Here is a 26,657-nt window from a genome sequence, read left to right on the forward strand (position 1 = left end):
CATATTAGGCGTGTGAATATGAACATAAGCTGAAAGTGTTTTGCGGTTAAATATTTATAGCCAAGTTTTAAGAGAAGTAATAAATCTATTACATTGAAAATAAAGACTTAAACTGAGTGTGCAAAGCTGATGCTAAATTTGGCACCACCTAAGGTTTCTGAGCGAGAGATAGAAATTCTGCCGTTATAGCTGTCGACTAAATCGCGCACGATAGCAAGCCCAATACCATTACCTTGAAGGTAGGAGTCTGCGCGAATACCACGTTCAAAGATTTGATTTTGCAGGGCTTCACTGATCCCTGGGCCATCATCTTCGATACAGATTAGCAGTTGATAGGCATCGCCTGTGACCGTTAATGTCACCGTAGACTTCGCGGCTTTACAGGCGTTGTCGAGTAAATTGCCTAGAATTTCAGTCAGATCTGCTTCATCCCCCTTGAATACTGCGTGTTCTACCATCTCGCCGCTGAGATTGATTTGTGGCTCTCGATAAATTTTAGCTAATGTGCGTAATAACTTAGCGGCGACTTCATCGACACGAATACCTAAATGCCACGAGGCCGCCGCTGCGGTTTGGGCGCGTTTTAGCTGGTGGCCAATGATCCTGCTGATCACTGATACTTGCTCACTGGAGGATTCGCTTAAGTCGGCCTGACTCTTGATCACCGCCAGTGGTGTTTTGAGGCTATGGGCTAGGTCGGCCAAGGCATTACGATAGCGTTTTCGTTGGGTTTGTTCGGTATTGAGCAAAATATTAAGCTGCCGAGCAACCGCTTGTAATTCAGTGGGGTACTGGCTACTTAGCTGCATCGACTTACCTTGCTCGACGGAATGTAGCTCTTGGGTAAAGCGTGCTAAAGGCCGCAACGTCCACAGTAACCAACTCAATTGAAACACTAACATGACTAACATTAAGATCAGCAGCCAAGTCCAAAGCTGTTGATTAAACTGATCAATTTGCTGCTGAAATTCTCGCTCATCTTTAATGATGTGGATTGTCACTGGCACGTTTTGATTTTGGCTGGCAAAACTGACACTAAAGCTATAAATCAAATGGAGTTGATCGGCGAGCTCAATTTGCTCAAATGCGCTTTGACCCGTGGCTGGGATGGTAAAATGTGGCGGTGGCGTAATCCCCATAAAAGATTGCGAATGCCACACTATATCTTGTTTGCCGCTGGCGTCTTCAGTGGTTGCAATGGCATACAGCCCTGATTGAATGAGGTTAAAACGATTCTCTAACACTAACTCTGGGATGGAGATTTGTTTGTTTTCGACTTCAGTCACCGCGAGAATCGAATAGACATAGGCACTGAGTTCATTCTTGGTTGCGCTTTTAACTTGTTCAGTAAAGGCATCGTTTAAGGCAACGCCGATCAAAGGTAATAACACTAAGATAAATAATAGCGCGCTGGCAACTAAGCGTGCTTTTAGGGAGTTCAACACTTGCCACGCCATGGCGCGTTTACTCATCGGCTGCTTGCCCGGACGTTAACGCTTTTAGGCGATAACCTTGGCCGCGCAGAGTTTCAATTAAGTTGTATTGATTATCTGGGTCGAGTTTTTTGCGTAACCGGCGGATAAAGACTTCGATGACGTTAGAATCTAAATCAAAATCCTGATCGTAAATATGCTCTGTGAGTACAGTTTTTGATTTGACTTCGCCTTGATGCAACATAAAAAATTCGAATAGCTTGTATTCAGAACCACTGAGATTAACCAGTTCTTCGCCTTTACGTACTTCTAGACTGCTGGTGTTAAGGCTAAAGGGGCCGTTGTAGATCAGGGGGCTGGCCTTACCGGCAGAGCGACGGATCAGGGCTTTTAGTCGTGCGATGAGTTCTTGGGGATGGAAAGGTTTCGTCAGATAGTCGTCGGCACCGGCGTCGAGTCCTTCAACCTTATCTTGCCAACTGTCCCTTGCGGTTAAAATCAGGATAGGAAAGTCGCGTTTTTGTTCACGCACGCTACGGATCAAGGCGATACCATCGAGTTTAGGCAAGCCGACATCGATAATTGCTGCATCATAGTTGTATTCGAGCGCTTGAAATAAGCCTTCTTCACCATCACTCGCCACATCGATACTGTAATGGGCATCGAGCAGATGTTGCTTTAAGTTAGTCTGTAGTTCTATATCATCTTCAACTAGTAACAATCGCATCGTTAGTTCCTCGAGACTCGGCCCGTTGCGGCATCTACTGAAACAGAAAATACTTGGCCATCATTATTGAGGATTTTAATACGATATCCCGATCCGCTGGATTGTACGCTCAATACTTTGCCTTGAAATTGTCGTTGCGCCATTGCCACCGCTTGATCAGGGCTATTGACCGCTAGACGGCGCTGCTCATTCTTCGCACCTTGGTTACGAGGCTGATTGCGATCATCATGTCTATCATTACCTGCTATGCAACCAAAGGAGGCTGATAAGCAAGTGATTAGGGCCAAGGTCAAACCAAGTTTCATATCGGGTACCCGCAATGTTCAGCGATCTTAAGTTAATGAGTGAGATGGATAACTTATCGAGTCGACTAAGAATACCTCATCACCTTAACAAACACATAGAGATCAGCCAATTGGTTGGCACAATTCCTTCAAAATTAACTCTGGCAGTTATTTTGTTATTCGTGACAGAACTGAAGTTCTGTTGGCGAGTCTATCTCTATGCTCGCGCTTGTATCGTTTAAGTTTTGTGAGTGTTACCCATTCCAGATGAACTCGGGCTGAACGTATCTTCTGGCTGAGAACAGTGGGCGTTGATGTTCAGCTTATGTTCACCTTCATTGCACTTTAATAGCTCCAATTTGAACGGGTTATCCATAGGATATTCAAGATGAACATACTCAATAAGCAAGATATGGCAGCCACAGTTAATATTAAGCTGTTTATGGCAACGGCTATTGCTGCGCTGTTTTTAGCGTCATCTGTCGCTAGCGCTCAGCCCCGCGAACTGGAGTCATCGCAAAGCTTAACGCCATTTACTGCAGCCAGCGTTGGTATTGCCAAAAAAGCAGAAAATAGCGAGCAAGCTGCTGAGCAGGAACAACAAGCTTTAGCTTTGTTACAACAAGCCGCGCCCGCAAAAAATGTCACTGAAGTCGCCGCTGCGGCCGTGAAATCCTTGGCGCCAGCAGCCTTATCATCCAAAGCGCCGACGACAAACCGAGTGCAACTTATGGGCGCCTCGCCTATGACGCGTGAGCAAGTAACTGCGAAACATGCGAGCCAAGGGATTCCGAGTTCGAGCGCGACCAGTGAAGATCCCTACCGCGCACCTGTGTATCACAGCTTTTCGATTTTTGATGCCAGCAGTCGTTTGTTTGAAGACTTTGACTACGATGGGTTTTATCAAACGTTTAGCGTGACCTTCGATGTTGATGTCAATGGTGCATATCTTAATGAAAGAGCTGATTTATTTGCCGAGCTTTATCTCAGTCGTGATGGTGGCCCTTGGGTGCATTACTACACCACAGACGTATTTACCATTTACGGCGATTCGACACAGGACGATTACGAAGTGTTGACCACGCTCTACACGGGTTATGCGACGGATCACTATGATGTGTTGATTGATGTGTATGAAGTGGGTTACAGCGATATTGTTGCGACCATTAGCGCCGATGAGACCGATAGTTTGTATGCGCTGCCATTGGAGAGTAGCGATCGAGACAGAGAGCCCGACATTATCGTTGTTGAGGAAAGTGGCGGCGCCTTCTCAGTATTAGGTTTGTTATGTCTTAGTTTGTGTGCGGGGCTGCGGTTGAATCGAACTCGAGCCTAATCGCCCTTATTTCTCTCGGTGTTTATCTGCGGTAAATAGGGCTAGTATGGATGAGTTATTTTAACTAAATGGAGAAAGACATGATTGCTCAAGGTCAAACATTACCTGCTGCCACATTAGGTCAACTGACTAAAGATGGCATGGTGAATCACCAAGTTACCGAATTGTTCGCGGGTAAAAAAGTCGTATTGTTTGCAGTGCCAGGTGCTTTTACTCCAACGTGTTCTGAAGCGCATTTACCTGGCTATGTGGTATTAGCCGATCAATTTAAAGCGAAAGGCGTGGATTTGATTGCCTGTGTTGCTGTGAACGATGCCTTTGTGATGAAAGCGTGGGGCGAAGCACAAAATGCCTCTGAATTAATGATGTTAGCCGATGGCGATGCCAGCTTTACTAAAGCCTTAGGTTTGGAGATGGATACTGCCGGTTTTGGTGGCGTGCGTTCACAACGTTATGCCATGATCATCGATAACGGTGTAGTGACTCTACTGAATGTAGAAGAGCCAAAGGCTTTTGAAGCCAGTAAAGCTGAAGTTGTTTTGGCTGCTATCTAAGCGTATTTAAGATATGAAGTTTGGATGTGACCAAAGCCAGCCATTCATTGGCTGGCTTTAACTAAATCAATTTATTGTATGATTTGAATGTTGTCTGCATCTATGGTCACTTCAGACCAATCTTTATCCACTTCACCACGAATAATGACCTGAGTCTCAGGTGTTACTGTGTTGCCGCGCCATAAATCATCATCAATTTCGACCTTAATATCACCCGTAGCGTCACGGAAAATATAATCATCGTGTCCAATGGAAGAAATGATATGGCCCGTTAACTCAATTTGGGCGTCATCACTGGCATTGAGCGCGCTTACCACATCATGAATCACTTGTCTTGCGCTCGGCCCTTGGAAGCCACCCTGTATTTGAGGTTCACCCGTTGTAGGTTGAAAGCCTGCTTGGCTGGTCATAGTCGTGAATGAAAGTGCCATTGCGAAAACGGTAAGAGTCATTTTATTCATCTGTTTGTCCTTTCTATGGTTTTATGTAACTCAGCCTCAATGGCTATTACAGTGTTGCGAGCATAGTGCCAAGACAAGCGTGAAGCGGTTGTGAAGATTGGGTTTGCAACTCAGAATTTGCTAAAACGAGGTCATTTATCCAAGCTAACTTCAGTTAATGGGCATTATCTATAAACTGAACATAAGCCTGATAGCTAGCACCATCGTTTTGGGTTGAAAATGCCCAGCCCATTCGCTCGCAAATACGTTCAATAATAATTAATCCGCAGCCATAGCCTGATGTATCAGTACTTTGAGTGCTTAGTGGATTCAGTATCCATAATTGGTTGCTTTGCATCGTAATTTCAATGTTTCCGGCACTGTAATTGAAAGCATTTTTAATTAAATTACCTATCACTATGTCAATAAAGCTCAGTGGCGCCTTGATGCTCAAGCAATCTTTAAGCGTTAAGCTGTAGGTGATTTCTTGCTTGGCAAAATGCTGCGCCATTTCAGCTAAAATGTGTTCAAGGCGTGGTGCTAAATCAATTTGGCTGTAGTGCTGGGATTCAATGTCTTCTTTTCCGAGAAGTAAAAAGGCCTCGGTGAGCGTTTTCATTTGATGCCCTGCGTAATCAATACGTGTAATGGCTTTTTTGACCATTAATTGTTGAGCCTCGGTTGTCGCATTGGGGATTTTTTTGAGCAATTCTACCGAACCTTGGATCACCATAATGGGCGTGCGTAGTTCATGGGAGGCAAAACGGCTAAATTCTTGTTCCCGAGTGAAGTAGGCGGCAATTTTAGCTTTGTTGCTTAATAGGGTTTGCTCAATCTGGCGGGTTTCACGGTATGAAGTACTCGGTGTTGATGTCGGTCTTTTTGGTGATAGTTGATTGATTTTATTTTCAATCTCAGCAAGTGGACTGGATAGCAGACGTACAAAATACAATCCATACGCCATGATAAACAGGAGCAAACCGATCCCCATAATAGAGATCAAAATGTGCATTCTATCTTCATAGCTATCAAGGAAATCGTCCGCGTCATCCTTATAAACCACATACAACAGCCCTTGCCCAGAAGGATGAGCGGATATTAAAAAGTGTTTATCTTCGTCACCCAGTTGATGTTCGTAAAATCCGGTATTTTGATAAGGTTGCAGCCAAGCTGGTACAAACTCTTTGCTCCAATATGTTTTCAATTCATTGATATCGGGGAGCTGTGCTTTATCACCAAACCTTTGATAATTCTTTAGATATTCGCGAGTCTCTGTGGCCAGCGTTTGCTCGAGGCTAATCTTCTCAATTTGTTCTTCGGCGATATAAATGAGGCTCCAAAAAATGGCAAACATCAAGCTAGTTAATACTAAAAAAGTGAGGCGGATTTTTTTATATAAACTCGGAAAATACTCAGGGGATAAGTCGGTAACCTTGGCCATGGATAGTCTCTAATTTTGAGTCTGAAAAACCTTTATCGAGTGCACTGCGTAAGCTGTATATGTGGCTGCGAAGTGAGTCACTCGAAGGAGCATCATCTCCCCATACTGTATCTACCAATTGCTCTTTACTCACGATAGCGGGCGCATGTTTTAGTAACAGTGAAAGAATGGTGCGCTGAATTTTACTGAGCTTAATTTCTTTACCAGCACGGGTAACTTGATGGGTTTGTAAATTTAAACTGATATCACTGAAGCGCAAAATACCCACATCTAAACGTGGGCCACGATTATGCAGTGAATGTAGTCGTAAGCATAATTCTTCCATCGCGAAAGGTTTATTTAAAAAATCATCCCCACCTGATGTAAAAGAATCAATTTTATCCTGCAAACTGTCTTTGGCGGTTAAAAATATAATCGGTGTATTACAATAAATTTCTTCACGCAGTTTTTTGACCGTATTAATACCGTCTAATTTGGGCATCATAATATCCATTATGATGACATCGTAATGGTTTTGTTGAATTAAATTGATTGCACTTTCCCCGTGATATGCACAGTCGGCAATAATACCCTCTAGGGTTAAATAATCCATGATTGTTTCAATAACATCATGATTATCATCAACAATTAATACTTTCATCGGTTAATTCATTTCTTCACATTTGCTTGACGATCTTCATACTAAGATGCCCAGCACTGATTTAACAAGACATAATAGGGAAGAAAATGAATAAACTCTTAGTCTGTATTACGGCCATTTTGCTGGCAGGTTGCGGTGGTAATGATTCATCAACAGATACCTCTAAACCCGATCCTATCGTTCCACAACCTACGTTACCCGCAAAAATTAACGGTACAGTAACAAATATTGCTTCTGACAATAATTCGATTACGGTCAACGGATATAACGTCAATATCGCTAATGCTAAGATTCACTATGGACAACAGCCGTTAGAGGTTAATGCCATTCAAATGGGGATGAGGGTCAAAATTGATAATGAAGGCCAACAGGCTAAAAATGTCATATTAGATCCAAGCCTCGTGGGTGAAATCAGTTCCGTTAATCAAAATACTATTGCCGTTAATGGGATTAATTTAGTCGTTAAACCAGCGGACGCGACCCAGTATAAAGTAGGCGATTGGGTGGCGGTAAATGGTTATCCAACGGCAATGGGAGAATGGCAGGTTAATTCTATAAACCTTATCCCCAATTTTGCGTTTGCTGAAATCGAGGGACGTGTCTCTGGATTAAACAAGGCCACGCAACAATTCAATATCGGTTCGGCAGTGGTTAATTATGCCAACGCACGTTTAGAAGGCAGCTTACAGGAAGGCGCATGGGTTGAAGTGGAAGGCCAGCAAAGTGGTGCTTCATTTTTGGCCTCTGAAGTCGAGGTGGAAGATACGGCGTCTTTTAACGATATGGAGCTAGAAGGGACTATTACTTGGGTCAACCAAGATAAGACGCAGTTTGAGCTTAATGCCCGTACTCGACTCTATGTTACTACAAATACTCAATTTGAAGATGGCAAGCAAGCTAACTTGGTTGAAGGCAAGCTAGTCGATGTAGATATTCAATCTATGCCGCAGGGTTTATGGGCCAGAGAAGTTGAATTTGAAACATCACATGATAATGGCGGGATACCTCCAGCCTTAGGTAAAAAGTTCGAGCTAGAAGGTCTGGCGACACTGACTACCAATAATCAGCTACAAATTAATGGATTTACATTTGATATTGATACCAGAACTCAATTTGATGATGGTTTAACCTTAGCGACACTTGACCAAAAATGGATTCAAATAGAAGGTGTTGAACTCGCAGACAACCAGTGGTTAGTGAAAGAAGTTGACCTTGAAGTGCGAAGCAATGAGCTTGATTTGTCGGGTTTAGTGATGCAAAAGACCTTGTGGGGCTATCAAGCGACTGATGCTTCATTAACGCCATTTGAAGGCAAATGGGTTGATGTCGAATGTCAGTTCGATGGCTCTAATATCCACAATTGTCGAATCGATGATTAAACACAAATAGAGAAATTAAGTGAATAAACGTGCGGTTTTAGGCCGCACGGTTTATTTGGCTTTGCCCAATCCCCAAGCTGGTTTCAATATCTTCTACACTCTGCTGTACTTCTTGGGCTATGACCTCACTCTGCAGTGAACTGGTTTGCGCTTGTTCTTTTAAACTATCCATAGTGCGAACAAATTCATCGAGATAATCGACTTGCTCTTTGGCATTGAGCGAGCCTTGTTTGGCGGTATTAGCCATTTCACTTGCTTGGTTTTGCACTGTTTGCGCCACTTGCCACAGACTCTGAGCACGCAGTTTCTGGCTGCTGGTGGCCTGTGCTATGCCATCGACACTCTCACTGAGGGCATGATTTGATTGGGTCAGTTGTTGCAGAATTTTCACGATCTCATTCAAAGACACTTGGGTGCGTTGGCTTAAATTACGCACTTCATCGGCCACCACGGCAAAGCCGCGACCTTGCTCGCCAGCCCGCGCAGCTTCGATGGCAGCATTAAGGGCGAGTAAGTTAGTTTGCTCGGCAATATTGCCAATCACATCAATGATTTTCGATACATCCGTCACTGAGTTATTTAGGCTTTCAAGGGACGAATGGCACAGACCGACCGCGGTTTGTGTTTGCTCGGTCGCGCTCAATACCGCCTCTGCTTGTGCTTGACTCGACTGCATTTGGCGCATGGTTTCGGCTGCGCTGTCTTCCACGAGTGCCGAAGTGTGGCTCACCTCATTGGCGAGGCTGCGGATATGCTCGGTCTGTGTTTGCGTATCGGCCACAATCGTTTGGGTGTGCTCTGTGTGTTGTGATAGCTGAGTAATGCGCGCCACCAGTTGGCTTAATGATTGAGAAACCTTCGTGATTTGCTGGCGCTGTGCCTCGTCTTCCTGTTCAAACCTGTGCAGTAACTGGTTGAAATGACCTGCGATTTGGCCCGTCTCGCAGCGACGATTAATATCTAAACGCTCGCGGCTGTTCGATTCGCTTAATTTCATAAAAGCTTGGTTGAGACGTTTTAGCGGTTTGACGACACGATTTTGCTGCAGGATTAAATAACCAATCGCAAACAAGGCCATGATGGAAACCATGGTGTAGAGGATTAGCTGTAACTCATATTTCAGCTGCTGGTTCTTTGCTGCCTGAGCCTCACCTAAACCAATAAGCTGTTGTTCCACATTGCTAATCGCTTGAATGAGTTGATCTTGCATCTCTTGGTTGGTTTGCAGTAATTGGTGGGTATTGGCGACTTCTTTGTTGTATCGATTGGCGAGACTGAGCAGTTCACTGCGGTCACTCTCGCCTATTTCAATTTGTTCCGGTTCGCTGGCACCGAGTGCAAATTCATCTGCTTCTTGCTGTTCATATACGCCGATTAACGGCAGTGCGCTGAGGGAGTCGTGCCACGTATTTAGCTCTTTGCTGGTGCTATCTAAAATACCCTTGAGCTGCTGATTTTTACCGATCAGATAACCATCGGTCAGTTGGGAAAGTTGGTAGACGATAGAAGGTAAATCGCGGCTCAATTGCAGATATTGTTCGGCGACCGCCGCATTTGTGGCTAAGCCTTTATCGGCATAACTGCCCAGACGACGGTTATAGTCGAGCATTTCAGATTCGGCGTGGGCCAGCAGTTGCCTAGGGTTGCCAGCGAGTTTACCCGCGGCGCGGTACTTGGTATCTAAATCTTGAATGAAGCCGCTGAGACTTGCTTGCAAGTCATTATCGGTAGCGCCCATGGTAGCGAGATTAAGCTCTGTAAGCTGGTTCTTAATGGCGCTGAGTTTGGTTTTCGCTTGTTCCAGTTGGCTAGCGTTGCCGCTCGCGAGGTAGCCGTCGAGATCGCGGCGTACACCGACGAGGAAGTCTTCTTGTATGCTTTGCAGTGTGAGTGTTTGCTGCTCAATTTGTTGCCGCTGATCACTGCTCCACAGCACTACGGCTGCTAGCAATCCCGCGAGCAATAACAACAGGGCAGAAGCAGAAAGCGACAGCGTTGAAATTTTCATTTTGCAATCTTCATAATGGTCAGAGCCAGTAACTGTGCTGAGTTTATGAATTTAAGGTGACATTAATATGACAAGTGCTCACTTGGATGTCAGCGTTGTCATTTGATTTGCAAATATGTGATCTCGCGTTATTCCAGCGGCAGCCACACTTGGGCTTTTAAACCGCCTTCGGCGCGGTTGGAGAGGGTAATTTGCCCTTGGTGTCTATCTATAATCCGTTTGATAATGGCGAGGCCTAGGCCCGAACCAACACTACCACGGGCGATATCACCTTGGGTAAAGGGTTGAAATAATTTGGTAATTTGCGACTCATCGATCCCTGGGCCGTTATCTTCAACGCTAAAACCGACACGCTTGCCATCGAACTGTGAGCTAATGCGGATCCAGCCAGAACCATAGCGAAAGGCATTTTCGACTAAGTTACTCAGTACCCGCTTGATGGCAATCGCTTGGAATTGGGCTTCGGGGCAGTCAGTTAACACCACTTCTATTTCACCGGCGCGATTGGCTTCTGCTTGAGCGACATCTTGAATGAGTTTATTGATTTGACCTAGCTCACGGCTGGTTTCCTGATCTTGGCGAATATACGCAATAAACTGGCTAATGATGGCGTCCATATCTTCGATATCGTTGACTATGCCATCTTTAAGATATTGATCTTCCTCAACCATCATCTCTGAGGCGAGGCGAATACGGGTGAGTGGCGTGCGCAAGTCGTGGGAGATCCCTGCCATCAATAGCGCTCTGTCCTGCTCCAGTTGCTTCATGCTGTGTGCCATCTGGTTGAAAGCATTGGTAACTTCGACAATTTCACTCGAACCTTTTAGCGGCAAGGGGTCGGGAAATTCACCGCGGGAGACTGAAATCGCGGCTTTTTGTAGTCGCCTAAGTGGGCGGTTTTGCTGGCGAGCAAACCACCATCCCCCAGCGACACTGAGTGCGCCAATCACCATTAAATAAAGGGTGAGTGGCGAAAGATCTGAAACATTTTGGCCGATAAGTGGCACTTTTATCCAAATAGAGGGCGCCTGTGGTGGACGGATCCAAATCTGTAATACGCTGCCATGGGTGACGCGGACTTCAGCATCGCCGCCAAGATATTCCGACATCTGCGATGACCAGAAACCATAGTAAGTGGCTTGCTCAATACCCGCTTCATGCGCTTGCTGTTGATTGTAGATTTTCATGCCATCGTCGTGGACTTTGGCATTAAGGGCATCGACTATGGTTAAGTGTTCGCGGCCAATATCTATGCCGTCGACAAACAGTAATTTGACTTGGCGAGCGATTAACTGATTGATTTGTTGGTAACTTGGCTTAAGTACATAGACGGCGACCGTGACGTAAGACACCAGCTGATTGATCAGTAATAGGCAACCAATCAGCATCACGGTTTGACTAAATGCGCTGCGAGGAACAAACCGCCACCAAAACTTAGGTTTCATCGTGGGCTCAATAACCGCAGTAGATTAAGATGGCGGCGCGGCTCATCGACGCGCTGCGCCATCGGGCACAAACACATAACCTAATCCCCACACCGTTTGAATGTAGCGCGGATTCGCAGGGTCTTTTTCGATTAAACGCCGCAGACGTGACACTTGCACGTCGATGGAGCGTTCTAGCGCCGAATAATCGCGGCCACGGGCGAGGTTCATCAATTTATCCCGAGACAAGGGCTCGCGTGGATGGGTAACGAGCACTTTAAGCACGGCAAACTCACCGCTAGTGAGTGCGATGGATTCGTCGCCGTGGTACATCTCACGGGTCGCTAAATCTAGCGAGAACTCACCGAAGCTAATCTGTGCTTCCTGCTGAGCGGGCGCACCGGGCACATCTTGGGTTTGGCGACGCATCACGGCTTTGATCCGTGCAAGTAATTCCCGTGGATTGAAAGGTTTTGGCAGATAATCGTCAGCACCCAACTCTAAACCAATAATACGGTCGACTTCATCGCCCTTGGCTGTCAGCATCACGATCGGAATGGGGTTACCTTGCTGGCGCAGTCTACGACAGATAGACAGGCCGTCTTCACCGGGCAACATCAAGTCGAGCACGAGTAAATGGAAGTTTTCGCGTTCTAATAGGCGGTCCATCTGCTCGGCATTGGCCGCGCTGCGCACCTGATAACCTTGCTCCATCAGGTAACGCTCGAGTAACGCTCGCAGGCGCATATCATCATCGACGACGAGGATTTTCGAGGTTTCTTGTCCCATGGGATGTCCTTTAATTGCTCAGATTGGTGCTTATTCTACTGACGAGAAACAGTTAAGATTAACCAACTGGCTGAAATTGAAAACGAATCTGCCTAATATAGCCGCATTCAACCAAGGCGACTAGCTCACCTTAGTAACTTGAATGCGATAAATGCTGACATTGATTGCCCAATGTTAATACTAAGCAAATGAAATTGCATGGGAATACTCGCGTTTATTCACGCTATAGCTGAAATTGTAACTAAATTGGCATCAGCAAAAGAGGTGATTTAAAAGCCATTATGCACAGAGATGATTTAGTGGATAGAAATAGTACACATACTTTGATGAATGTACTATTTGCACGTTCAGCTCATAAAGTCATCACAGAACTAAGAACCGTTGTTAGCTCCATAACCATAAAAAGTGGTTATGGAGCCATCTATGGAAATAGAGCTCCAATCATTGATTGTTACAAGCGGTTTGAGACAGGTTACTTCCAATTAATCATATCGATTAAGGGCGTTGAATCGCTATTGGTTCCTGGACACTTAAGTAATGCTCCTGCTGTCGCTTGGTACTCAGGCTTGATGTGCTCTTGTATCCAGCCTTGAGCTCTTATTAGATCCTTACCCATGAGCCCGAAAATACGTTGTGGGTTTACAACTGGGGCATTTGGGAAGAAGTCACCGCTAGTGGCTTCAATCATGCTCAATAAAATGGCGTAGTTATCGTGGTTTTGGTCTGCGAGTGGATCCCCGTTTAAAATCGCATTTGTTAAATGCGCTGTGGTGTACTCTGGCGTGCAGACAATACCATTCTCGCCATCGTTATAATCCGCCGCGACCAGATTTTCCACATCAATATGATGCACATGGCTGCCTTTATAGGTTAGATTTTCAGGTTTAATATCGTGCAGGAATATCTCCTCGCTATGTAAGGAACATAAATCTTCTAAGAGTGATTTAAAGTGAATTAAGGGAATCTTGTCCCCTTGTTCAATTAATTGCGCTACTTCAATGCCACCATTATGGGCAATCATGGTCGAATCGTTTACATAAATAGAAGGACAAATTGAAGGATGCGATCTAAGTTGGTTCATTGCTAATTGGTTGTATTTATTTTTATCTATATCAAACGTGTCATTATGAATATGTAATTGCACAAATTGACTATCTTGGCGTACTAACTGTTTGTAGGTTCCTTTCCCAGCAGGTTGAAACTTAGTTGGTGTTTTTGCGACTAATTCGGTTTGTGCATTATAGAAGTAGCTACGTCCTGCCTTAGCATTTGTGAGTGATTTTATACCTACTGTATTGAGCTCTTTTTCAGCTTTTTTTTGTTGATAAGAGCGATAACTTTTTTGTATTAGCTGAGCCGCTTCGATTTTCACTCGATGGAGAGATTTTTTGACATTGTTGATCTCTGCGAATGAACTTATCGTTTTCACAGGCTTTAGCGTATCAGCTCTACGTTGGGAAAGTTTTACGATATTGAGCGTGTTAGGTATAGCTGCGAATTGATTGTAGCTTTTATAGCTGGAAAAATTAGAATAATTGCTTGTATGAATAGGCATTATCAAATCTCTGAATGGAATATTAATACTAAAATAAATGAAAATTTTATTAATGGTTAATGGCAAATGATGAATAAAAAATGATTAATTTACTTGAGCAATCCTAATTTTTAACTAACTAGTGATTACTTTTTACCTGTCTAAATAAACAGAGTGATTAAGTCATTCCAGTTTTACTCAGAATATTTCAGACAAAGTCTGTGTGTCCCCTTTCTACTTATTTATATAGTGATGGAGTAGATAATTAATTGCTCACATATTTCAAACACTAGTGAGCCTATGACCAGAGGAGTACCGGATGCCAATTTCCAATCACATCATCAATCCACCTTCATCAGATATCAAGAGTGAGGGCGTCAGTAACGCCGCAACTGATAAACTCGAGATTAAGCAGGTGAGTAATAGGCCTAGTATAAAAAAGCGTTTTTTATCGCTGTTTCAATCTATCCGTCTTAAATCTCGCTCGAAGAATGGCAAAGAAAAGTCAGTTGCGAATAAACCGCTTCAGTTAGCCAAACCAGCCCAAGTTGCCAAAATGGCAGTTACAGCGCCGCAGCAAAATGCGGATTCTAGACTGTCATTAATGCAAGCGATTCGTGATGGCGTTGAGTTGCGATCGGTAACGGCAGATCAGAAAGCGCGACCTGTGACGCCCAATGCCGATACTTCATTTTTACAAGAAGTATTGAAAAAAATGCAAGACGCTCGGATGGTTTTATCCAGCCAAAGTACTGCACCATCCACAGTGCAAGGAGATATTCAGCCTCCTGTCGTATTAACTATGGCAAGTGGTACATTGCCACCGCCACCGCCACCGCCACCTTTGCCGCCACCGACTCCGATCCTGCCAGTAGGTGCGATGGCAAGTGACGTGGTTGCGCCGTCAGGTGGAGGAAAGGACGCTTTGCTAAATGCAATTACAGGTTTCAATAAAAACAACCTTAAAAAAGCAGTTACTGGAATCAAAAATGATGATGTTCAGGCACCTGTAACAAAAAATGAGCCCATGGATGAACTCTACTCTGATGAATTACTTAAAACAGCGCCCAATATGAATCAAGCTAATAGAGAGTTGCTCTGCCAACAAATTAGTGATTATGTTGTCAATGCTATGGAGGTTAATTGGGAAGGCATTTTACTCGATCAATATGGGCAGTATGCGGATATTGATGCGTTAGAGGCGGCAATGAACGGGCAGTCTAAATCGATTTCAAGTTATTGGGCCGAAGTGAAACGTTTTCCTGATCTATGGAAGCGAGCCGATGTTGTGTCTGATCAGCCTTTCCAGACGCAGCGTAAAGGTGTTGCCACTGAAACGATGAGTCGCCTCGATTCAGGAAAAACACGGCTTTTCCGCTCGGATAGTAGCCGTGGCGCCATTGAGATGAAAAAAGGGGAAGCCATTTTAGATGGGGCTCGTCGCACAGCCAATCAACTGACGACAAATGAAGAAAAATTGAATTTACTAGGTAGCAATTACCGTCAGTCAGCACTCAAAGTTCTTACAGAAATGCCTTTTATGGAAGGATTCGCTACTAAGAATGGTAAAGATGCGCAGGCAAAATTGGAAAAGCAATTCATGGAAAACATCCATGGAGCCGACAGTCTTAAAGCAGATATATCAAGATTTCTATCGATTCATATGAAAACTGGATTTGAAGACTTTACCTTTTTAGGACAGGAGGCTTTGGTCAAAAAACAGAGTGAGTTAATAAAAACATTACAATTAAAACTGGGTTATTCTAACAGTTAAGCTAAAAATAGTAAGTCGGGTCTAAGTAGATATTTTGGGCCTGGCTTATGACTTAATGTATATAGATTTGTAAACATAAACATATGTGTACACATTAATAAATTAAGTTTCAACACTAAACTTTCCTAAAGGTAAATTTTTAATTTAAAATAATTAAGGTGAGTATAATAAAGTGTGTCATATTTTAAAGTATGAATATTTAGGTTTTTGTTAGTTATATTCTCTGGGGTTCCCGTAGTTCCTTATCACCTTCTAAGCATATCAGCACAATGTACTGTAATCTTAATAATTAGTATTTACATTCGGCAGCTTGATACATTTGGTTTCGTTTGTTTTTCCATTGTTTTCAAAGCTGCAAAAGGTCCGCACCTTGTTTTTTGAGTGTGTTTTTTTCGATTTTTTTCTGGTTAATTCATCTTTTTTTGGCGATTTTTTATTACTTTATTCTGAAAAAAAGACCACAATGTAACTCTGAGTTAATTTTGTGATGAACGAGTAATTCTTAGGAGGAATAGCAATGGCAAGAAACTATGCGTTAGGAAATCAGATGGTTTTTGATGTGCTTAAAAGACAGGTTAGCACTGAGGATAATGTAGTTAGCATAGGTGGACGTGAGGCTGTAATATTAAAACTACTATGTGATCATGTAAATGAAGTTGTAGGTAAGGAGTATATACAAGAAAAAGTTTGGGGTAAGGTTTTCGTGAGTGAAACATCATTGACCAAAGCCATTTCTAATTTAAGAAAATCTCTTGCGCAATTTGATAACTTAGCGTGCGAAATAAAAACCATTTCTAAAGAAGGTTATATACTGATTCTGGATGAAAGTGTTTCAGGCGTTTTAATTGAAGAGGAATATCCGATTTTTGAGATAAAGAATATTAAGCAGAGTCGTAAAGAATCCTTAAGTAATATCAATGTTTCTCCATATTCAATCGAACGAAATTTATCAATTCGTACTGACATACCAATGAGAAATATATATTTTTTATTGGTATGTTTTTTCTCTGCTCTTCTTGCATCTATGTTAACAGTAGGAGCAATAGTCGTTTTCAATAAGTTTTTTTAAAATTATATTTCACGTAAATTTAAACTTATGCGTGCCAAGATTCATATTGGTTGACTTTTGTTTTTTAAAATAATAGTTGATTCAATCTAAAAGATTTTTAGTGTAATTTTTCACGTTCAAATTCAACCTTGAAACGAAATGAAATCATACGCAAGATTGTCTTAAATATTCTACTAGTATTCTATAATTTATGGGCTTCTCTACAGAGATTTGAGCCAAGGATAAGGCTTTTTTTGCTCCTTTAAAGTCACTTTTACATCTTGGTATAAGCGCGACTGTTGGTTGTTATACATGTCGTTCGGTGATAGTTATTTTTTACGGATTTTTTCATAAGTAATCTGGTGATATTGATGTGCAGGATGATGGATAATTAAAGCTCAACCTCTAGGAGATATTATGCTTTCATTAAACAAACTAGCTGCATGCGGACAGACTGAAACATCTGAAATCATGGATAAAAAAAATATTGATTTAGATGTCAAAAAAATTTCCCACATTGAGAATAAAGATCCCATTGTTTCTTTAAGTAAATTGTTGAGTCCAAAACCTTACCAAAAAGTAAAAGTAGAACTAAAAAGCGGCAGTGAAATTTTTTCTTCTTTAATTAAAAATAAATTAATAAATGGTAAAAGTACTGCTTCTGAACGGGCTCTCGATGCAATGGCATCTAGTTTAACTAATATTCTTAATACGGCAACAGATGATGTAGATCTAAGTGGGAAGAAGGTATATGTGAAAAACTTTCTTCAATGCGATCAAAGTAAGCCTGTCAAAGTGACATCTGATCAATTTACATTAGTGCATAAAGCAGAGATCTTTTCACGGTTATCAGTATGTTTTGATGGGTTTATGAATTCTAATCAAAGTGAGTTATCTGAACGTTTGAACACAATCAGAGACAAATTATCAAAAAATGAAAAATTGAATGAAAGTGAAGAGAAACACTTATTTGAAAAATTAACTAAAGATGCATTGAAGGACACTCAAGGTAATAACCTTTATACAAACAAACTCTTGAAACCAGAAAATTTAGTGTTAGAGTTTCCTGGTGATGCTGCGGTTGTTAAAAATGAAACTGAAGCAAGAAATAATAAGATATTAGTTGAGAATTTTGGCTTTCCTAGCAGCCTTTTAGATAGACCAAGCGCTAAGCTCCATGAAACCTATGCATTAAACGCATTTATGAGTGAAAAAGGTGAGCCAGTTGATTTAGGTCAGCTTTTTGGTGGTGCCTTGCAAGGTATTATGCGGGACCCTGTCGATTCCAGTAAAAGTAAAAGTGGCTTATTTAATGAGGGGATTTTAGCTTCTGGGGGGTTACATTTTGATTTTAAGCCTAACGAAAAAATGTATCAAAATAATATCGATACGTTAGGCCAAGATATACTTGATTTAGCTGTAAACCTCAATATGGATAATTTCAGCCGTCCTGATATGGAGGGTTTCACTGCAGGTGTATCTGGAAATGCTCTGCATTATACCATTCAGACAGCTAAACTCTGTCGTGCCACCAATGCTACATTTAATTTCGAACAAGTGCTTGATGTATGCTTAGACCACTTAGTTGGTGATAGCGTAAAGCAGCCTGTGCATCATAGTTTACCTGAAGTGATACAGGGGGCATATATAGCCAATATGCTAATAAATAAAGGTGTATTGGATAAAAATGATAAAATTATGAAGCATGATGAAATGTATAGTAGTTTAAAGAGTGCCATTTCTGATGCAGATAAAAAAATCACAGACTTGATGGCAACGACTTATCGTAGGTAATGAGTTTGTCTCTGGCATTAATTGATATCACAATGTCTCAGTGTTAATAAAAAACCACTTTTAAAAGTGGTTTTTTATTGCAGATGTTATTTAAGATGTGGTTAATGTTTTTATATTTATAAACTAAAGCCATTTGTAGTATGAGAATAATATTAATGTATATTTTGCATAGTCATTGATTGCATTCTTCGTGGAAGATGGTGTGCTTTTCATCAACAAATTTAGAGGTGTATATGTCACTTATTATAATTCCTTCCCTTCGAGAAAAGCTTGGGTTAAATATATCATCGAGTGAATTAAAAAAGTTGGATGTAAAAAGTGTTCGTAATGTGGATATTTTACGCTTAAAGCAAACTTTGATAAGGAGCCTGAATATACAAAAAAGGGAAGTAATAGCCACATTTTTAGCTAAGCTAGCTACACCACAAAAACTACTACTACCAAGACCAAGGTTGAAGCCACAACTGCAGCATGAAGTTCTGCCATTGCATCTAGCACTGTCAAGTCATGTTGACTCAATAAACATCCGTCATCCAGAAACAATATCTCAATTAAAAGAGGAGGCTAAGGCGGGAAAATATGAAAAATTTGAGGGGACAAATCGAGAAGTATTTATCGATAAAAAAACAGGGAGAGGGTATAAGATCTTTAAACAAGATAGTACGTGGGGAGCGTTAACTAATGCCGACTTAAGAGTAAATGATGTATATCGTAATCATAATTTCTATGATGGTAAGTATGCAATTTTTGCGAACAATGACCTTATTACTATGAGGGATGATAGAGTATGTGGCTCTCCACGAGTAAGAGTGTTTACTTTTCAAAAAATACCAGGTGCAAAGCATCTAGATAATCATGAAAAAATTCCATATTCAGTGCTGGTTATGATGGAACAAGCAGGTTTTAGACCTTTTGATGTAAAGCCTGATAATTTTATGAAAGTCAAAAATTCACATGGAAGATATGACTATCTGCCTATTGATGCAAAACAGATAGGATTAACGAGGAGCAATAGCGAACGCTCTAGGGAGGTTCGTGAGTTTAAGCAACAACATGGTCCTTATTATTATGGTCAACGTTATGTTGATTATAATAAATAAAACTCATTAATTTGAATAGTCATTGGGTATTGGTTAGTGTTAAACGGCTGGACAAAAATGGTCGGGAAGTGAATGGTTACTCAATATCCTCACTATAAAGCTGCGAGCAACCAATTGAAGTGAAAAAGGCTAGGTTAATATTTCTCCATTAAGAGTTGCAGATAGTGGAGGTCGCAATGACGACCTCCTTCTTTGAAAAGTGGATTTTACTGGGAAATCAGAGAAATGTTCGGAGCTATGCTAATTATTTTCTTCAACTGCAGTTAATATTAAGTCTTGATCCAGCTTTAAGTCTGTATATATTCTGGTCGATGAAGTCAGAATAAATGACTTCATTTTTTCTGACGTTGAAAAAGAAAACTCTCCAAGATTAGGATCGAAATATTTGTACTGTTTCGCTTGGTCGTCGATAAATGCTGCGACTTCATGTCCATAACCTTTATTTTTGGGAGAAAGACCCAATAAATGGAAACCTGCCTTTTTTATATTAAGGTTTGTTTCATTTTCCGAGACAGCTAACCCACTAGATTGCAAATATGATGCTACTTCTTTGTTTATTTTTAGGTTAACAACTTCTTCTAAACCCTCTTTTGTGTCCATATCATTAAAAAAGTGAACACCCTGATGTTTGTCAGCACACCATTTTATGGCGAGCGTTGAACATAGCCCATCTTTACCTACTTGAATATTCTTCAGTATGCTCGATTGATCCCAAGTGACATCAAGACATCCACCGAAATAATTGGCAAGCAGTTGTTGATTTTGTGGTAATGAAAAAAGTATCGAGAGAATTTTTTTAGTCGCGTTAGGTTTTAAAGCTTCATCAAGTTGACCACGATTTTCATATTTTTTGAAAATGCCATCAACCACACTATTATCTGAGAAGCTTGCTCTTATGAATTCAAATAATTCTCGATAATTGCTAGGGAGAGTGGTCAGCTTAACCCCTACGAGCTGGAAATCTCTAATGATAGCAGATTGGCCAATCGTTTTATCATTAGTCTTATGAATGATGCTTGCAAGCCGTTTATCTTTATTGAATGCTTTTAATACACTTTTCGTTAATCCTTTAGTACTAAGTGTTGATACTTCATTTTTTATTTCTTCTCGTTTTACATCAAAAATTCGACCATATTTTGCATCACTAATTTTATCCTTCAATATTATAACTTTTTCCCGTTTAACAGGCTTTTTTGTTACTAATAATGTTTTGTCTAACCGAGAAATGTCGACTTTATTAATGCTTTTCACATCTATATTTTCAAGATTACTCAATTCGATCGATGAAACACTTAATCCAAGATTAGATCGTATTGAAATTGGAACAAGAGACATAGACACCTAAAATTTTAATTGCAATATTTATAGTGAATATTAGTATATTTAGTTAGATATAATTGTAAGATTGTTTATGAAATATTAAGGCAAAGGTTACCATGCAAGTCTTATGAGTTTAAATTGTCGATTCAACATATAAATGACTATAAGTCATGCAGCTTGATTTAACTTAAATGTATGGGAAGAGATAATATCTATGCAGAATGTTCGGCGCGGCCTACAGCTTAAAGGTTCAGAAGATACAGGTCATTGTGATTTACGGTAATTTGATTTTTTAAAAAACCATATTAATCAGTGGTTTTTGGCCGTGTTCAACAGACGCGCAAAGCGCCAAGGATAAATTAATACATTAGCTGATTGTGCTTTTAATGAGCTTTTTCCGTGTTTTATCAGAAGTTTTCACTGGCTTGGCCTGGCGCAGATGGCTTATATTTTGCGCATTCTAGAGCTATCTAGAAGTTTGTGCATGTGTGCATGTATGTAAAATTAAGTAGGCATGTTAAGTATAAGTAGGCATGTTAAGCATTAGAAATAAACGTATGAATAACTAGGGATGTATTAAATGGCTCAACAATTATCAACTGGGTATATAAGTGGTGTTTTTGGCGGTTTAGTTAATAATGCCGACGATAAGGTCAGTACATTCATTACCGATCATACTGGAAGTGTTGATAAAGATGGAAAATTTACACCAGATAAAGATGGTACACTTATTTTGAGTGCATCTGATTCTTTATCGCTACAACAGTTAATGGCAGATCAAAGCATTACCGCTCAAACCTCAACAACTACATTAAAATCAATTAAAGACTCTATTTCTGCAGCGGCAAGAAACATTTAACTTTAATTTTATAATGCATTATGGGCAATAGAGAGTGCTATAGATGTTGCAATTATTGAATCCAGATAATGCATTTTCAGGAGCAAATTTAATTTTGCTCCTGACTCTGATCTTGTTGTCTACCGTCTTTTTTATCTGTTTCTCTGGATATGTTAAATATAATATTGTACTTAACATCATTAAAAATGCGGTGGGTACACAACAAATTCCACCTACAATAGTAGTGAATTTACTTGCGGCATTAATGGCGCTTAATAGTATTTGGCCTGATATAAAACCCGGATTAGAGAGGGTTAAGCCATATTTTATTGAGCAGATTAATGGAGGAATAGACCCTGACGTCTTGCAATCATCCTCCCTATTTGAGGATAAAAAGCCAGAACAAGTGACTATGTATTATCTGGTCAGCAATGTATTTGAGTTTTTCCCTGAACTGTTGGCGAGGGCGCAGCGTAAAACTAATGAACTAACTGGCATTATTGACATTCCACTTAATTTTGACTCAGGGAGTGATACACTAAAATATTTTCTTGGTAATCTGATTTTAGATTTGTATCAAGGTTTCGAGTTTGGCCTAAAGCTATACATGATATTTGTGAGTATTGATTTTTTAATTGCCGTGATTCTCAGTGGTGTAGGTATGACTATGTTATCACCGACGGTAATATCGACACCTGTAAAACTCGCAGTATTTTATTTTTCTGATAGTTGGACTATTTTATTTAGAGCACTCCAGTGATATGGACATGCTTTTATTTCCTAACTGGCTGTTATTTGCAGGATTATTTTTATTTTTAAAAATTTATAATCCAACACGTCTTTATCTTGATAATTCGACGGCACTTGCTATTGCTGTTGGACTTGCAATTGTTATAGATTCTAGTGATTTAGGAAATATTCCAACTCCTTTTTGGGTATTAAGCGTTATTATTTTTGCTATGTTTTCATCTGTACCTTATTGGCTCAGTGGTATGGTTGGCAGTGTTATACAACAGTTATTATTGCTTAACGAACAGTCTGTACAAGATAAACGTTTTACTGATGAGTCTGAAGCGCTATCTAAGATTAGCTCTTTGATGTTTTTGATGTATGCCTTGGACTCTGGTGTGGTTTTTAGACCTTTGCTGGCGGTGATCTCAGAGAATATTGAACAAGGTGCTAATGTTGGTTTTGATACTTTGTATTTTTACATCACTGATAGCTTAACTATGATGGCTATGGTGACTGGTAAATACATGGTTCTGTTGTTGTGTATTACTATTTGTTGTGGCTATGTTGACCTTTTTTTCAAAAAAGCTTCTTTATCTATTAGTACAACAGCAGATATTAAAGCTATCACCATGATTATTATTCTTAACCTATGGCTGTTACAAGATCAGTTTTATGTTTTTAAACAAATAATGAAAAAGGCAGGGTATGAGTAACATTAATTTATTGAATGTCACATTGAATAGTCAGCAAATTAAAACCACTTCAGAAAGGGATGCCCTTCAGTTTGAGTCAGAACTCAAAGCTGCTGGTGAAGTACATTTAAGTGAACAATTTTCCGATAGCCAAGTAAAAGTACACGCTAGTAAGCAAAATGATTATGTTACTGAAGAAGAGTTTACGATGAAAATAGTAGAGCAAGCCATTATTAATCAAAGTATCAGACAAATGAAAGTTAGTCAGGAACGTATGAAGGAGATACTTGATGAAGTCTAGAATCTTACTTATTTTCCTTTTGTTTACGGCATTTACTTGTCAGGCAAAGGTATTTATTAAGCAGTCTGATATCGATTTGAAAGGCGCCTTGGCGGCAATAGCTAAGGATATGCAGCTAAAGTTAGTTGATGATATTGAAGAAAAAAAGGCTAAACAGCCTATTACTCAAACACTCTCTGGTGACGGTCTCGATTTGTTGGACCAGCTTTCTGATGTTTATGATTTTGATTGGTATGTATATGGTGGGACACTAACGGTTCACTCTGGTCAGGCTTATATAAATCATGCATTTAAACCCAGAAATATTACACCAGCTAGCCTGCTTAAAGAATTAAAGAGTACGTTCAGAGCCAATAATACAACGAAAATTGAACTCGTGGGCAGTGGCAACTCTATCTTTATTTCAGGAACACGTAAGTTTGTTAATGACGTTGTTGTCTACTCTAATATGATTGATAAAAATCAGTTTTTAGAGAATGGTAATAATTTGGAATTGGCACGGATCGAGTTTGATTATATATCTGTTATGGATCGCCAAATTGATTCATATGACGGTAATGTTATTTTTCCTGGTGCGCAGTCTTTAATCTCATCGGCAATTGAGAAAATTGGTCAGTTTGAGAATATTAGCGATGGAGAAATGGTTAAGCGCGCTTATAAACTAAAACTTAACCAAAATGATAAACAACAGCTTGAAGAGGATGAGTTTACCTCTAAAGTCCAGGTATTACCTGGAAGTAATGCATTGCTAGTTCGTGGTACCCCTGAGGAGATCCAGTTAGCTAAGCGTATTGCCACTCTTATTGATGTTAAACGGCAGCAGTTGCTATTTTTCCTTCGGGTTTATGATGTTTCGGTAGAACGAACTGAAGCACTAGGTGTTAATAGTTCATGGTTGAATGGCAGTCGAGGTCTGTACGATATTATCGTTCCACCCTTTACGGATACAGTAGATTTTTTCAAAAATTTTCAAGCTTTGTATACTAATAATATGGCTAGAGGAGTATATGAAACTAATCTCTTAGTCTTAGAGAACCAGCAAGGGCATTTTGGTAAAAAAGAAACGGCTACAGTTGTACTTATATCTGATAAGCAAGTATCAACTCAAAAAATTGAGGCCGAAAATAGTTTGTATGTCACTGGCCGTTTATTGCCATCAGGAAAAGTGCAGGCGAAATTTAGCTATATAGAAGAGTCACTGAGTGATGATAAGACAGAAGGCGGAGCGACTCAGGCGCCTAGAGTTAACTCTCAATCTTTGACATCAGAAGTCTATATTGAACCAGGGCAGACCGTTATTCTTGGAGGATTTGACAATACAGTGACTGATAGTGTCGAGAGTGGTGTCCCTATCCTTTCAAGTATTCCTTGGTTAGGTGAATTATTTAAGAGTAAGAAGGAAACTAAACGTAAATATAAACGTTACGTATCAGTGTCATTTAAGGTTATCTAGTCATGATCAAACATTTTTTTAAGGTTAAAGAATCTTATCAAGATACAGTGATTTGTCATGTCAGTATAAATACTTTTGTGGGGCAGGAGTGCTTCATTATCACAGTCGCTAATGAGCGTATTCGTGGTGAGATAATGAAAATTACTGGTAAAAGAGTAGAAATTAAGTTGCTCCAGCCTGGGGCTATTCAACGGGGAAGTAAAGTTGAAATTACCCCACGGCGCTTCTGTTTCCCGCTGAATGAAACCGCTCTTATTGGTAAGGTCATTAATTGCTATGGCGAGTCATTGTATGGTGAACAATATTTGGGCGGTGAGGGTGATTACTATGATCTACCCATTATCGATAAGCCTATACCGCTTAATATTCGCGCACCAATCGACACTGTCTTTCCAACAAAAATTAAAATTATTGATGGCTTATTCACCATTGGAGTAGGGCAGCGTTTGGGCCTATTTGCCCCCGCAGGTGCTGGCAAAACTACTACGGTTTCGATCATGGCAAATAACATGGATGCCGATGTGGTGATTTTCGCCATGATTGGTGAGCGTGCAAGGGAGGTGGTTGAGTTTTTGGAGGGGGAGATTGGTCCTGCTGTGATTCAAAAATCGATCACTATAGTGTCTACATCCGAAGCAAATCCGTTGGAGAAAGTGAGATCGGGTTTAGTCGCTGTATCTATTGCTCGGCATTACATGGCTCAGGGCAAGAAAGTGGTGCTCTATTTCGATTCATTGACACGTTTTGCACGTGCACAAGCCATGTTAGATGGTACTCCCATCGAGGGCGGAATTCCGATCGGAGTCTCTTTGGCACTGTCACGACTGGTAGAGAATTGTGGTAACTCTATTCATGGCTCAGTGACTGGAATTTTTACGGTATTGATTGAAAAAGAAATTGATGAAGATCCTATTGCACATGAAGTTAAGTCACTGATTGATGGACATTTGGTCTACTCAACGACAATTGCTTCTACTGGCCGTTATCCTGCTATTGATGTACTAAAGAGCAAGAGCCGTCTACAAAATAAAGTTCAGGATCCTCAATATGTAAGTCTTTCTGAAAAGTTCAAAGATATGGTGTATCGCTATTTTAATGTTGAATTGTTAATCCGAGTCGGCGAGTACGAGAAAGGTAACGATTTGGCGACCGACGAAGCGATAGAGCGCTTCCCATATATCATGGAGTTTTTGAAGCAAGGTTACGACGGGGTCGAATATGAAGAAACCCTCCAAGCAATGGATCGAATTTGGTCAACTTATTGATGTAGTTGACATCAGAATTGGCAAGCAACAACGTAAATTAGCCAAACTAAATTTGAAGCATCAAGAGCTATTGGATTCGATAGAGGCCTCATGGGCATTAATCGCCAATGAGCAACAAAAGTTAAAAAGTCTAGTCGTTAAAGACGAATTAAATGGGCTTTCTCGTTTGTTTCAGCGAAGAGAAAGCGTTAAGTCTCATATCGAGTCTTTATTCTTCGATGCGTCTGTGACCCAGCAAAATGCTAATGAATTAGCTGCCGAGATTGCCCTTGTTATCGCTGAAAAGCGAAGGCAAGAAAAACGAAAGGACGCTTTAGCTGAGATCCAAGAACAGTTAAGAGATGAGTGACA

At 40.7% G+C, this 26,657-nt stretch carries 25 protein-coding genes; 14 read left to right on the forward strand and 11 right to left on the reverse strand.

Going from position 1 to position 26,657, the window contains the following annotated elements; genetic code table 11:
- Positions 1–107: 107 nt before the first annotated feature.
- The 3 genes from HUB64_RS22395 to HUB64_RS22405 are packed head-to-tail and all read right to left on the reverse strand — an operon-like array spanning position 108 to position 2,465.
- Positions 108–1,472: an ATP-binding protein gene (locus tag HUB64_RS22395; protein ID WP_173497849.1), complete on the reverse strand. Its 1,365-nt coding sequence runs from the start codon at positions 1,470–1,472 to the stop codon at positions 108–110.
- Positions 1,465–2,160, reverse strand: a complete 696-nt coding sequence (locus HUB64_RS22400; RefSeq protein ID WP_105250672.1) for a response regulator transcription factor — start codon at positions 2,158–2,160, stop codon at positions 1,465–1,467. Before HUB64_RS22400 ends, HUB64_RS22395 begins: the two co-directional genes overlap by 8 nt.
- 2 nt (positions 2,161–2,162) lie before the next feature.
- The gene (locus tag HUB64_RS22405; protein ID WP_105250671.1) at positions 2,163–2,465 is read right to left on the reverse strand and encodes a PepSY domain-containing protein; all 303 of its coding nucleotides are present in this window, start codon (positions 2,463–2,465) and stop codon (positions 2,163–2,165) included.
- A 367-nt stretch (positions 2,466–2,832) separates the two neighbouring features.
- Between HUB64_RS22405 and HUB64_RS22410 the strand changes: the two genes are divergently transcribed.
- Both HUB64_RS22410 and HUB64_RS22415 read left to right on the forward strand, forming a co-directional pair.
- Positions 2,833–3,780, forward strand: coding sequence for a choice-of-anchor H family protein (locus tag HUB64_RS22410; protein WP_173497850.1), 948 nt, complete (start codon positions 2,833–2,835; stop codon positions 3,778–3,780).
- Between the two features lie 80 nt (positions 3,781–3,860).
- Entirely contained in the window at positions 3,861–4,334 is a 474-nt protein-coding gene (locus HUB64_RS22415; protein ID WP_113940228.1) for a peroxiredoxin, read from the forward strand.
- 71 nt (positions 4,335–4,405) lie between these two features.
- Here HUB64_RS22415 and HUB64_RS22420 read toward each other — a convergent pair whose 3' ends face one another.
- The 3 genes from HUB64_RS22420 to HUB64_RS22430 form a co-directional block, all read right to left on the reverse strand.
- A complete protein-coding gene (locus tag HUB64_RS22420) occupies positions 4,406–4,795 on the reverse strand; it encodes a YgiW/YdeI family stress tolerance OB fold protein (protein ID WP_173497851.1) in 390 nt (129 codons plus the stop codon).
- Positions 4,796–4,949: 154 nt separating this feature from the next.
- Entirely contained in the window at positions 4,950–6,215 is a 1,266-nt protein-coding gene (locus tag HUB64_RS22425; RefSeq protein ID WP_105250667.1) for a HAMP domain-containing sensor histidine kinase, read from the reverse strand.
- On the reverse strand, positions 6,187–6,855 hold the full coding sequence (locus tag HUB64_RS22430; protein ID WP_131525518.1) for a response regulator transcription factor: 669 nt from the start codon (positions 6,853–6,855) through the stop codon (positions 6,187–6,189). The genes HUB64_RS22425 and HUB64_RS22430 overlap by 29 nt, the downstream gene beginning before the upstream one ends.
- 86 nt (positions 6,856–6,941) lie before the next feature.
- Here HUB64_RS22430 and HUB64_RS22435 point away from each other — a divergent pair, with 86 nt between their 5' ends.
- Positions 6,942–8,234 carry a DUF5666 domain-containing protein gene (locus HUB64_RS22435; RefSeq protein WP_173497852.1) on the forward strand — a complete coding sequence of 431 codons (1,293 nt, stop codon included), beginning with the start codon at positions 6,942–6,944 and terminating at the stop codon, positions 8,232–8,234.
- A gap of 37 nt (positions 8,235–8,271) precedes the next feature.
- On the opposite strand, the gene HUB64_RS22440 is transcribed toward HUB64_RS22435, so the two are convergent.
- The 4 genes from HUB64_RS22440 to HUB64_RS22455 form a co-directional block, all read right to left on the reverse strand.
- Entirely contained in the window at positions 8,272–10,242 is a 1,971-nt protein-coding gene (locus HUB64_RS22440) for a methyl-accepting chemotaxis protein (protein ID WP_173497853.1), read from the reverse strand.
- Positions 10,243–10,370: 128 nt separating this feature from the next.
- Positions 10,371–11,687 (reverse strand): two-component system sensor histidine kinase EnvZ, encoded by a 1,317-nt coding sequence (gene envZ / locus HUB64_RS22445; RefSeq protein WP_173497854.1) that lies wholly within the window; start codon positions 11,685–11,687, stop codon positions 10,371–10,373.
- A gap of 42 nt (positions 11,688–11,729) precedes the next feature.
- Entirely contained in the window at positions 11,730–12,455 is a 726-nt protein-coding gene (gene ompR / locus HUB64_RS22450) for a two-component system response regulator OmpR (protein WP_006079507.1), read from the reverse strand.
- A gap of 472 nt (positions 12,456–12,927) precedes the next feature.
- Positions 12,928–14,010 (reverse strand): hypothetical protein, encoded by a 1,083-nt coding sequence (locus tag HUB64_RS22455; protein ID WP_173497855.1) that lies wholly within the window; start codon positions 14,008–14,010, stop codon positions 12,928–12,930.
- A 298-nt stretch (positions 14,011–14,308) separates the two neighbouring features.
- Here HUB64_RS22455 and HUB64_RS22460 point away from each other — a divergent pair, with 298 nt between their 5' ends.
- The 4 genes from HUB64_RS22460 to HUB64_RS22475 all read left to right on the forward strand — a co-directional run bounded on the left by HUB64_RS22460 (position 14,309) and on the right by HUB64_RS22475 (position 19,705).
- A complete protein-coding gene (locus HUB64_RS22460; protein WP_173497856.1) occupies positions 14,309–15,763 on the forward strand; it encodes a WH2 domain-containing protein in 1,455 nt (484 codons plus the stop codon).
- A 517-nt stretch (positions 15,764–16,280) separates the two neighbouring features.
- Positions 16,281–16,832, forward strand: a complete 552-nt coding sequence (locus HUB64_RS22465; RefSeq protein ID WP_173497857.1) for a winged helix-turn-helix domain-containing protein — start codon at positions 16,281–16,283, stop codon at positions 16,830–16,832.
- 396 nt (positions 16,833–17,228) lie between these two features.
- Positions 17,229–18,605 (forward strand): hypothetical protein, encoded by a 1,377-nt coding sequence (locus HUB64_RS22470; RefSeq protein WP_173497858.1) that lies wholly within the window; start codon positions 17,229–17,231, stop codon positions 18,603–18,605.
- A 233-nt stretch (positions 18,606–18,838) separates the two neighbouring features.
- Complete coding sequence (locus tag HUB64_RS22475; protein ID WP_168826328.1) at positions 18,839–19,705, forward strand: hypothetical protein; 867 nt, start codon at positions 18,839–18,841, stop codon at positions 19,703–19,705.
- Between the two features lie 240 nt (positions 19,706–19,945).
- Here the strand turns inward: HUB64_RS22475 and HUB64_RS22480 are convergent, their stop codons facing one another.
- The gene (locus HUB64_RS22480) at positions 19,946–21,040 is read right to left on the reverse strand and encodes a YopT-type cysteine protease domain-containing protein (protein WP_173497859.1); all 1,095 of its coding nucleotides are present in this window, start codon (positions 21,038–21,040) and stop codon (positions 19,946–19,948) included.
- 565 nt (positions 21,041–21,605) lie between these two features.
- On the opposite strand from HUB64_RS22480, the gene HUB64_RS22485 reads away from it, so the two are divergent.
- From HUB64_RS22485 to HUB64_RS22515, 7 genes are read left to right on the forward strand one after another with little or no spacing between them, the layout of a single operon-like run.
- On the forward strand, positions 21,606–21,884 hold the full coding sequence (locus HUB64_RS22485) for a hypothetical protein (protein ID WP_014620520.1): 279 nt from the start codon (positions 21,606–21,608) through the stop codon (positions 21,882–21,884).
- A 43-nt stretch (positions 21,885–21,927) separates the two neighbouring features.
- Positions 21,928–22,623 carry an EscR/YscR/HrcR family type III secretion system export apparatus protein gene (locus tag HUB64_RS22490; RefSeq protein WP_168826332.1) on the forward strand — a complete coding sequence of 232 codons (696 nt, stop codon included), beginning with the start codon at positions 21,928–21,930 and terminating at the stop codon, positions 22,621–22,623.
- Positions 22,624–22,630: 7 nt separating this feature from the next.
- Positions 22,631–23,308: a type III secretion system apparatus protein VscT2 gene (locus HUB64_RS22495; RefSeq protein WP_242068364.1), complete on the forward strand. Its 678-nt coding sequence runs from the start codon at positions 22,631–22,633 to the stop codon at positions 23,306–23,308.
- Complete coding sequence (locus tag HUB64_RS22500) at positions 23,301–23,588, forward strand: hypothetical protein (RefSeq protein WP_168826336.1); 288 nt, start codon at positions 23,301–23,303, stop codon at positions 23,586–23,588. Before HUB64_RS22495 ends, HUB64_RS22500 begins: the two co-directional genes overlap by 8 nt.
- Positions 23,578–25,041 carry a secretin N-terminal domain-containing protein gene (locus tag HUB64_RS22505; protein ID WP_168826338.1) on the forward strand — a complete coding sequence of 488 codons (1,464 nt, stop codon included), beginning with the start codon at positions 23,578–23,580 and terminating at the stop codon, positions 25,039–25,041. The genes HUB64_RS22500 and HUB64_RS22505 overlap by 11 nt, the downstream gene beginning before the upstream one ends.
- Before the next feature lie 2 nt (positions 25,042–25,043).
- Positions 25,044–26,306, forward strand: a complete 1,263-nt coding sequence (gene vscN2, locus HUB64_RS22510; RefSeq protein ID WP_168826340.1) for a type III secretion system ATPase VscN2 — start codon at positions 25,044–25,046, stop codon at positions 26,304–26,306.
- A complete protein-coding gene (locus tag HUB64_RS22515; RefSeq protein ID WP_173497860.1) occupies positions 26,260–26,655 on the forward strand; it encodes a hypothetical protein in 396 nt (131 codons plus the stop codon). The genes vscN2 and HUB64_RS22515 overlap by 47 nt, the downstream gene beginning before the upstream one ends.
- Positions 26,656–26,657: the final 2 nt, after the last annotated feature.

Source organism: Shewanella sp. ISTPL2, assembly GCF_013283205.1.
Classification (GTDB): Bacteria; Pseudomonadota; Gammaproteobacteria; order Enterobacterales; family Shewanellaceae; genus Shewanella; species Shewanella oncorhynchi.

What these genes read in the sequence shown, in the direction of transcription:
- HUB64_RS22395 (WP_173497849.1), bottom strand. Translation starts at nt 1,472, where the DNA reads ATGAGTAAACGCGCCATGGCGTGGCAAGTGTTGAACTCCCTAAAAGCA.
- HUB64_RS22400 (WP_105250672.1), bottom strand. Translation starts at nt 2,160, where the DNA reads ATGCGATTGTTACTAGTTGAAGATGATATAGAACTACAGACTAACTTA.
- HUB64_RS22405 (WP_105250671.1), bottom strand. Translation starts at nt 2,465, where the DNA reads ATGAAACTTGGTTTGACCTTGGCCCTAATCACTTGCTTATCAGCCTCC.
- HUB64_RS22410 (WP_173497850.1), top strand. Translation starts at nt 2,833, where the DNA reads ATGAACATACTCAATAAGCAAGATATGGCAGCCACAGTTAATATTAAG.
- HUB64_RS22415 (WP_113940228.1), top strand. Translation starts at nt 3,861, where the DNA reads ATGATTGCTCAAGGTCAAACATTACCTGCTGCCACATTAGGTCAACTG.
- HUB64_RS22420 (WP_173497851.1), bottom strand. Translation starts at nt 4,795, where the DNA reads ATGAATAAAATGACTCTTACCGTTTTCGCAATGGCACTTTCATTCACG.
- HUB64_RS22425 (WP_105250667.1), bottom strand. Translation starts at nt 6,215, where the DNA reads ATGGCCAAGGTTACCGACTTATCCCCTGAGTATTTTCCGAGTTTATAT.
- HUB64_RS22430 (WP_131525518.1), bottom strand. Translation starts at nt 6,855, where the DNA reads ATGAAAGTATTAATTGTTGATGATAATCATGATGTTATTGAAACAATC.
- HUB64_RS22435 (WP_173497852.1), top strand. Translation starts at nt 6,942, where the DNA reads ATGAATAAACTCTTAGTCTGTATTACGGCCATTTTGCTGGCAGGTTGC.
- HUB64_RS22440 (WP_173497853.1), bottom strand. Translation starts at nt 10,242, where the DNA reads ATGAAAATTTCAACGCTGTCGCTTTCTGCTTCTGCCCTGTTGTTATTG.
- envZ (WP_173497854.1), bottom strand. Translation starts at nt 11,687, where the DNA reads ATGAAACCTAAGTTTTGGTGGCGGTTTGTTCCTCGCAGCGCATTTAGT.
- ompR (WP_006079507.1), bottom strand. Translation starts at nt 12,455, where the DNA reads ATGGGACAAGAAACCTCGAAAATCCTCGTCGTCGATGATGATATGCGC.
- HUB64_RS22455 (WP_173497855.1), bottom strand. Translation starts at nt 14,010, where the DNA reads ATGCCTATTCATACAAGCAATTATTCTAATTTTTCCAGCTATAAAAGC.
- HUB64_RS22460 (WP_173497856.1), top strand. Translation starts at nt 14,309, where the DNA reads ATGCCAATTTCCAATCACATCATCAATCCACCTTCATCAGATATCAAG.
- HUB64_RS22465 (WP_173497857.1), top strand. Translation starts at nt 16,281, where the DNA reads ATGGCAAGAAACTATGCGTTAGGAAATCAGATGGTTTTTGATGTGCTT.
- HUB64_RS22470 (WP_173497858.1), top strand. Translation starts at nt 17,229, where the DNA reads ATGCTTTCATTAAACAAACTAGCTGCATGCGGACAGACTGAAACATCT.
- HUB64_RS22475 (WP_168826328.1), top strand. Translation starts at nt 18,839, where the DNA reads ATGTCACTTATTATAATTCCTTCCCTTCGAGAAAAGCTTGGGTTAAAT.
- HUB64_RS22480 (WP_173497859.1), bottom strand. Translation starts at nt 21,040, where the DNA reads ATGTCTCTTGTTCCAATTTCAATACGATCTAATCTTGGATTAAGTGTT.
- HUB64_RS22485 (WP_014620520.1), top strand. Translation starts at nt 21,606, where the DNA reads ATGGCTCAACAATTATCAACTGGGTATATAAGTGGTGTTTTTGGCGGT.
- HUB64_RS22490 (WP_168826332.1), top strand. Translation starts at nt 21,928, where the DNA reads ATGTTGCAATTATTGAATCCAGATAATGCATTTTCAGGAGCAAATTTA.
- HUB64_RS22495 (WP_242068364.1), top strand. Translation starts at nt 22,631, where the DNA reads ATGCTTTTATTTCCTAACTGGCTGTTATTTGCAGGATTATTTTTATTT.
- HUB64_RS22500 (WP_168826336.1), top strand. Translation starts at nt 23,301, where the DNA reads ATGAGTAACATTAATTTATTGAATGTCACATTGAATAGTCAGCAAATT.
- HUB64_RS22505 (WP_168826338.1), top strand. Translation starts at nt 23,578, where the DNA reads ATGAAGTCTAGAATCTTACTTATTTTCCTTTTGTTTACGGCATTTACT.
- vscN2 (WP_168826340.1), top strand. Translation starts at nt 25,044, where the DNA reads ATGATCAAACATTTTTTTAAGGTTAAAGAATCTTATCAAGATACAGTG.
- HUB64_RS22515 (WP_173497860.1), top strand. Translation starts at nt 26,260, where the DNA reads ATGAAGAAACCCTCCAAGCAATGGATCGAATTTGGTCAACTTATTGAT.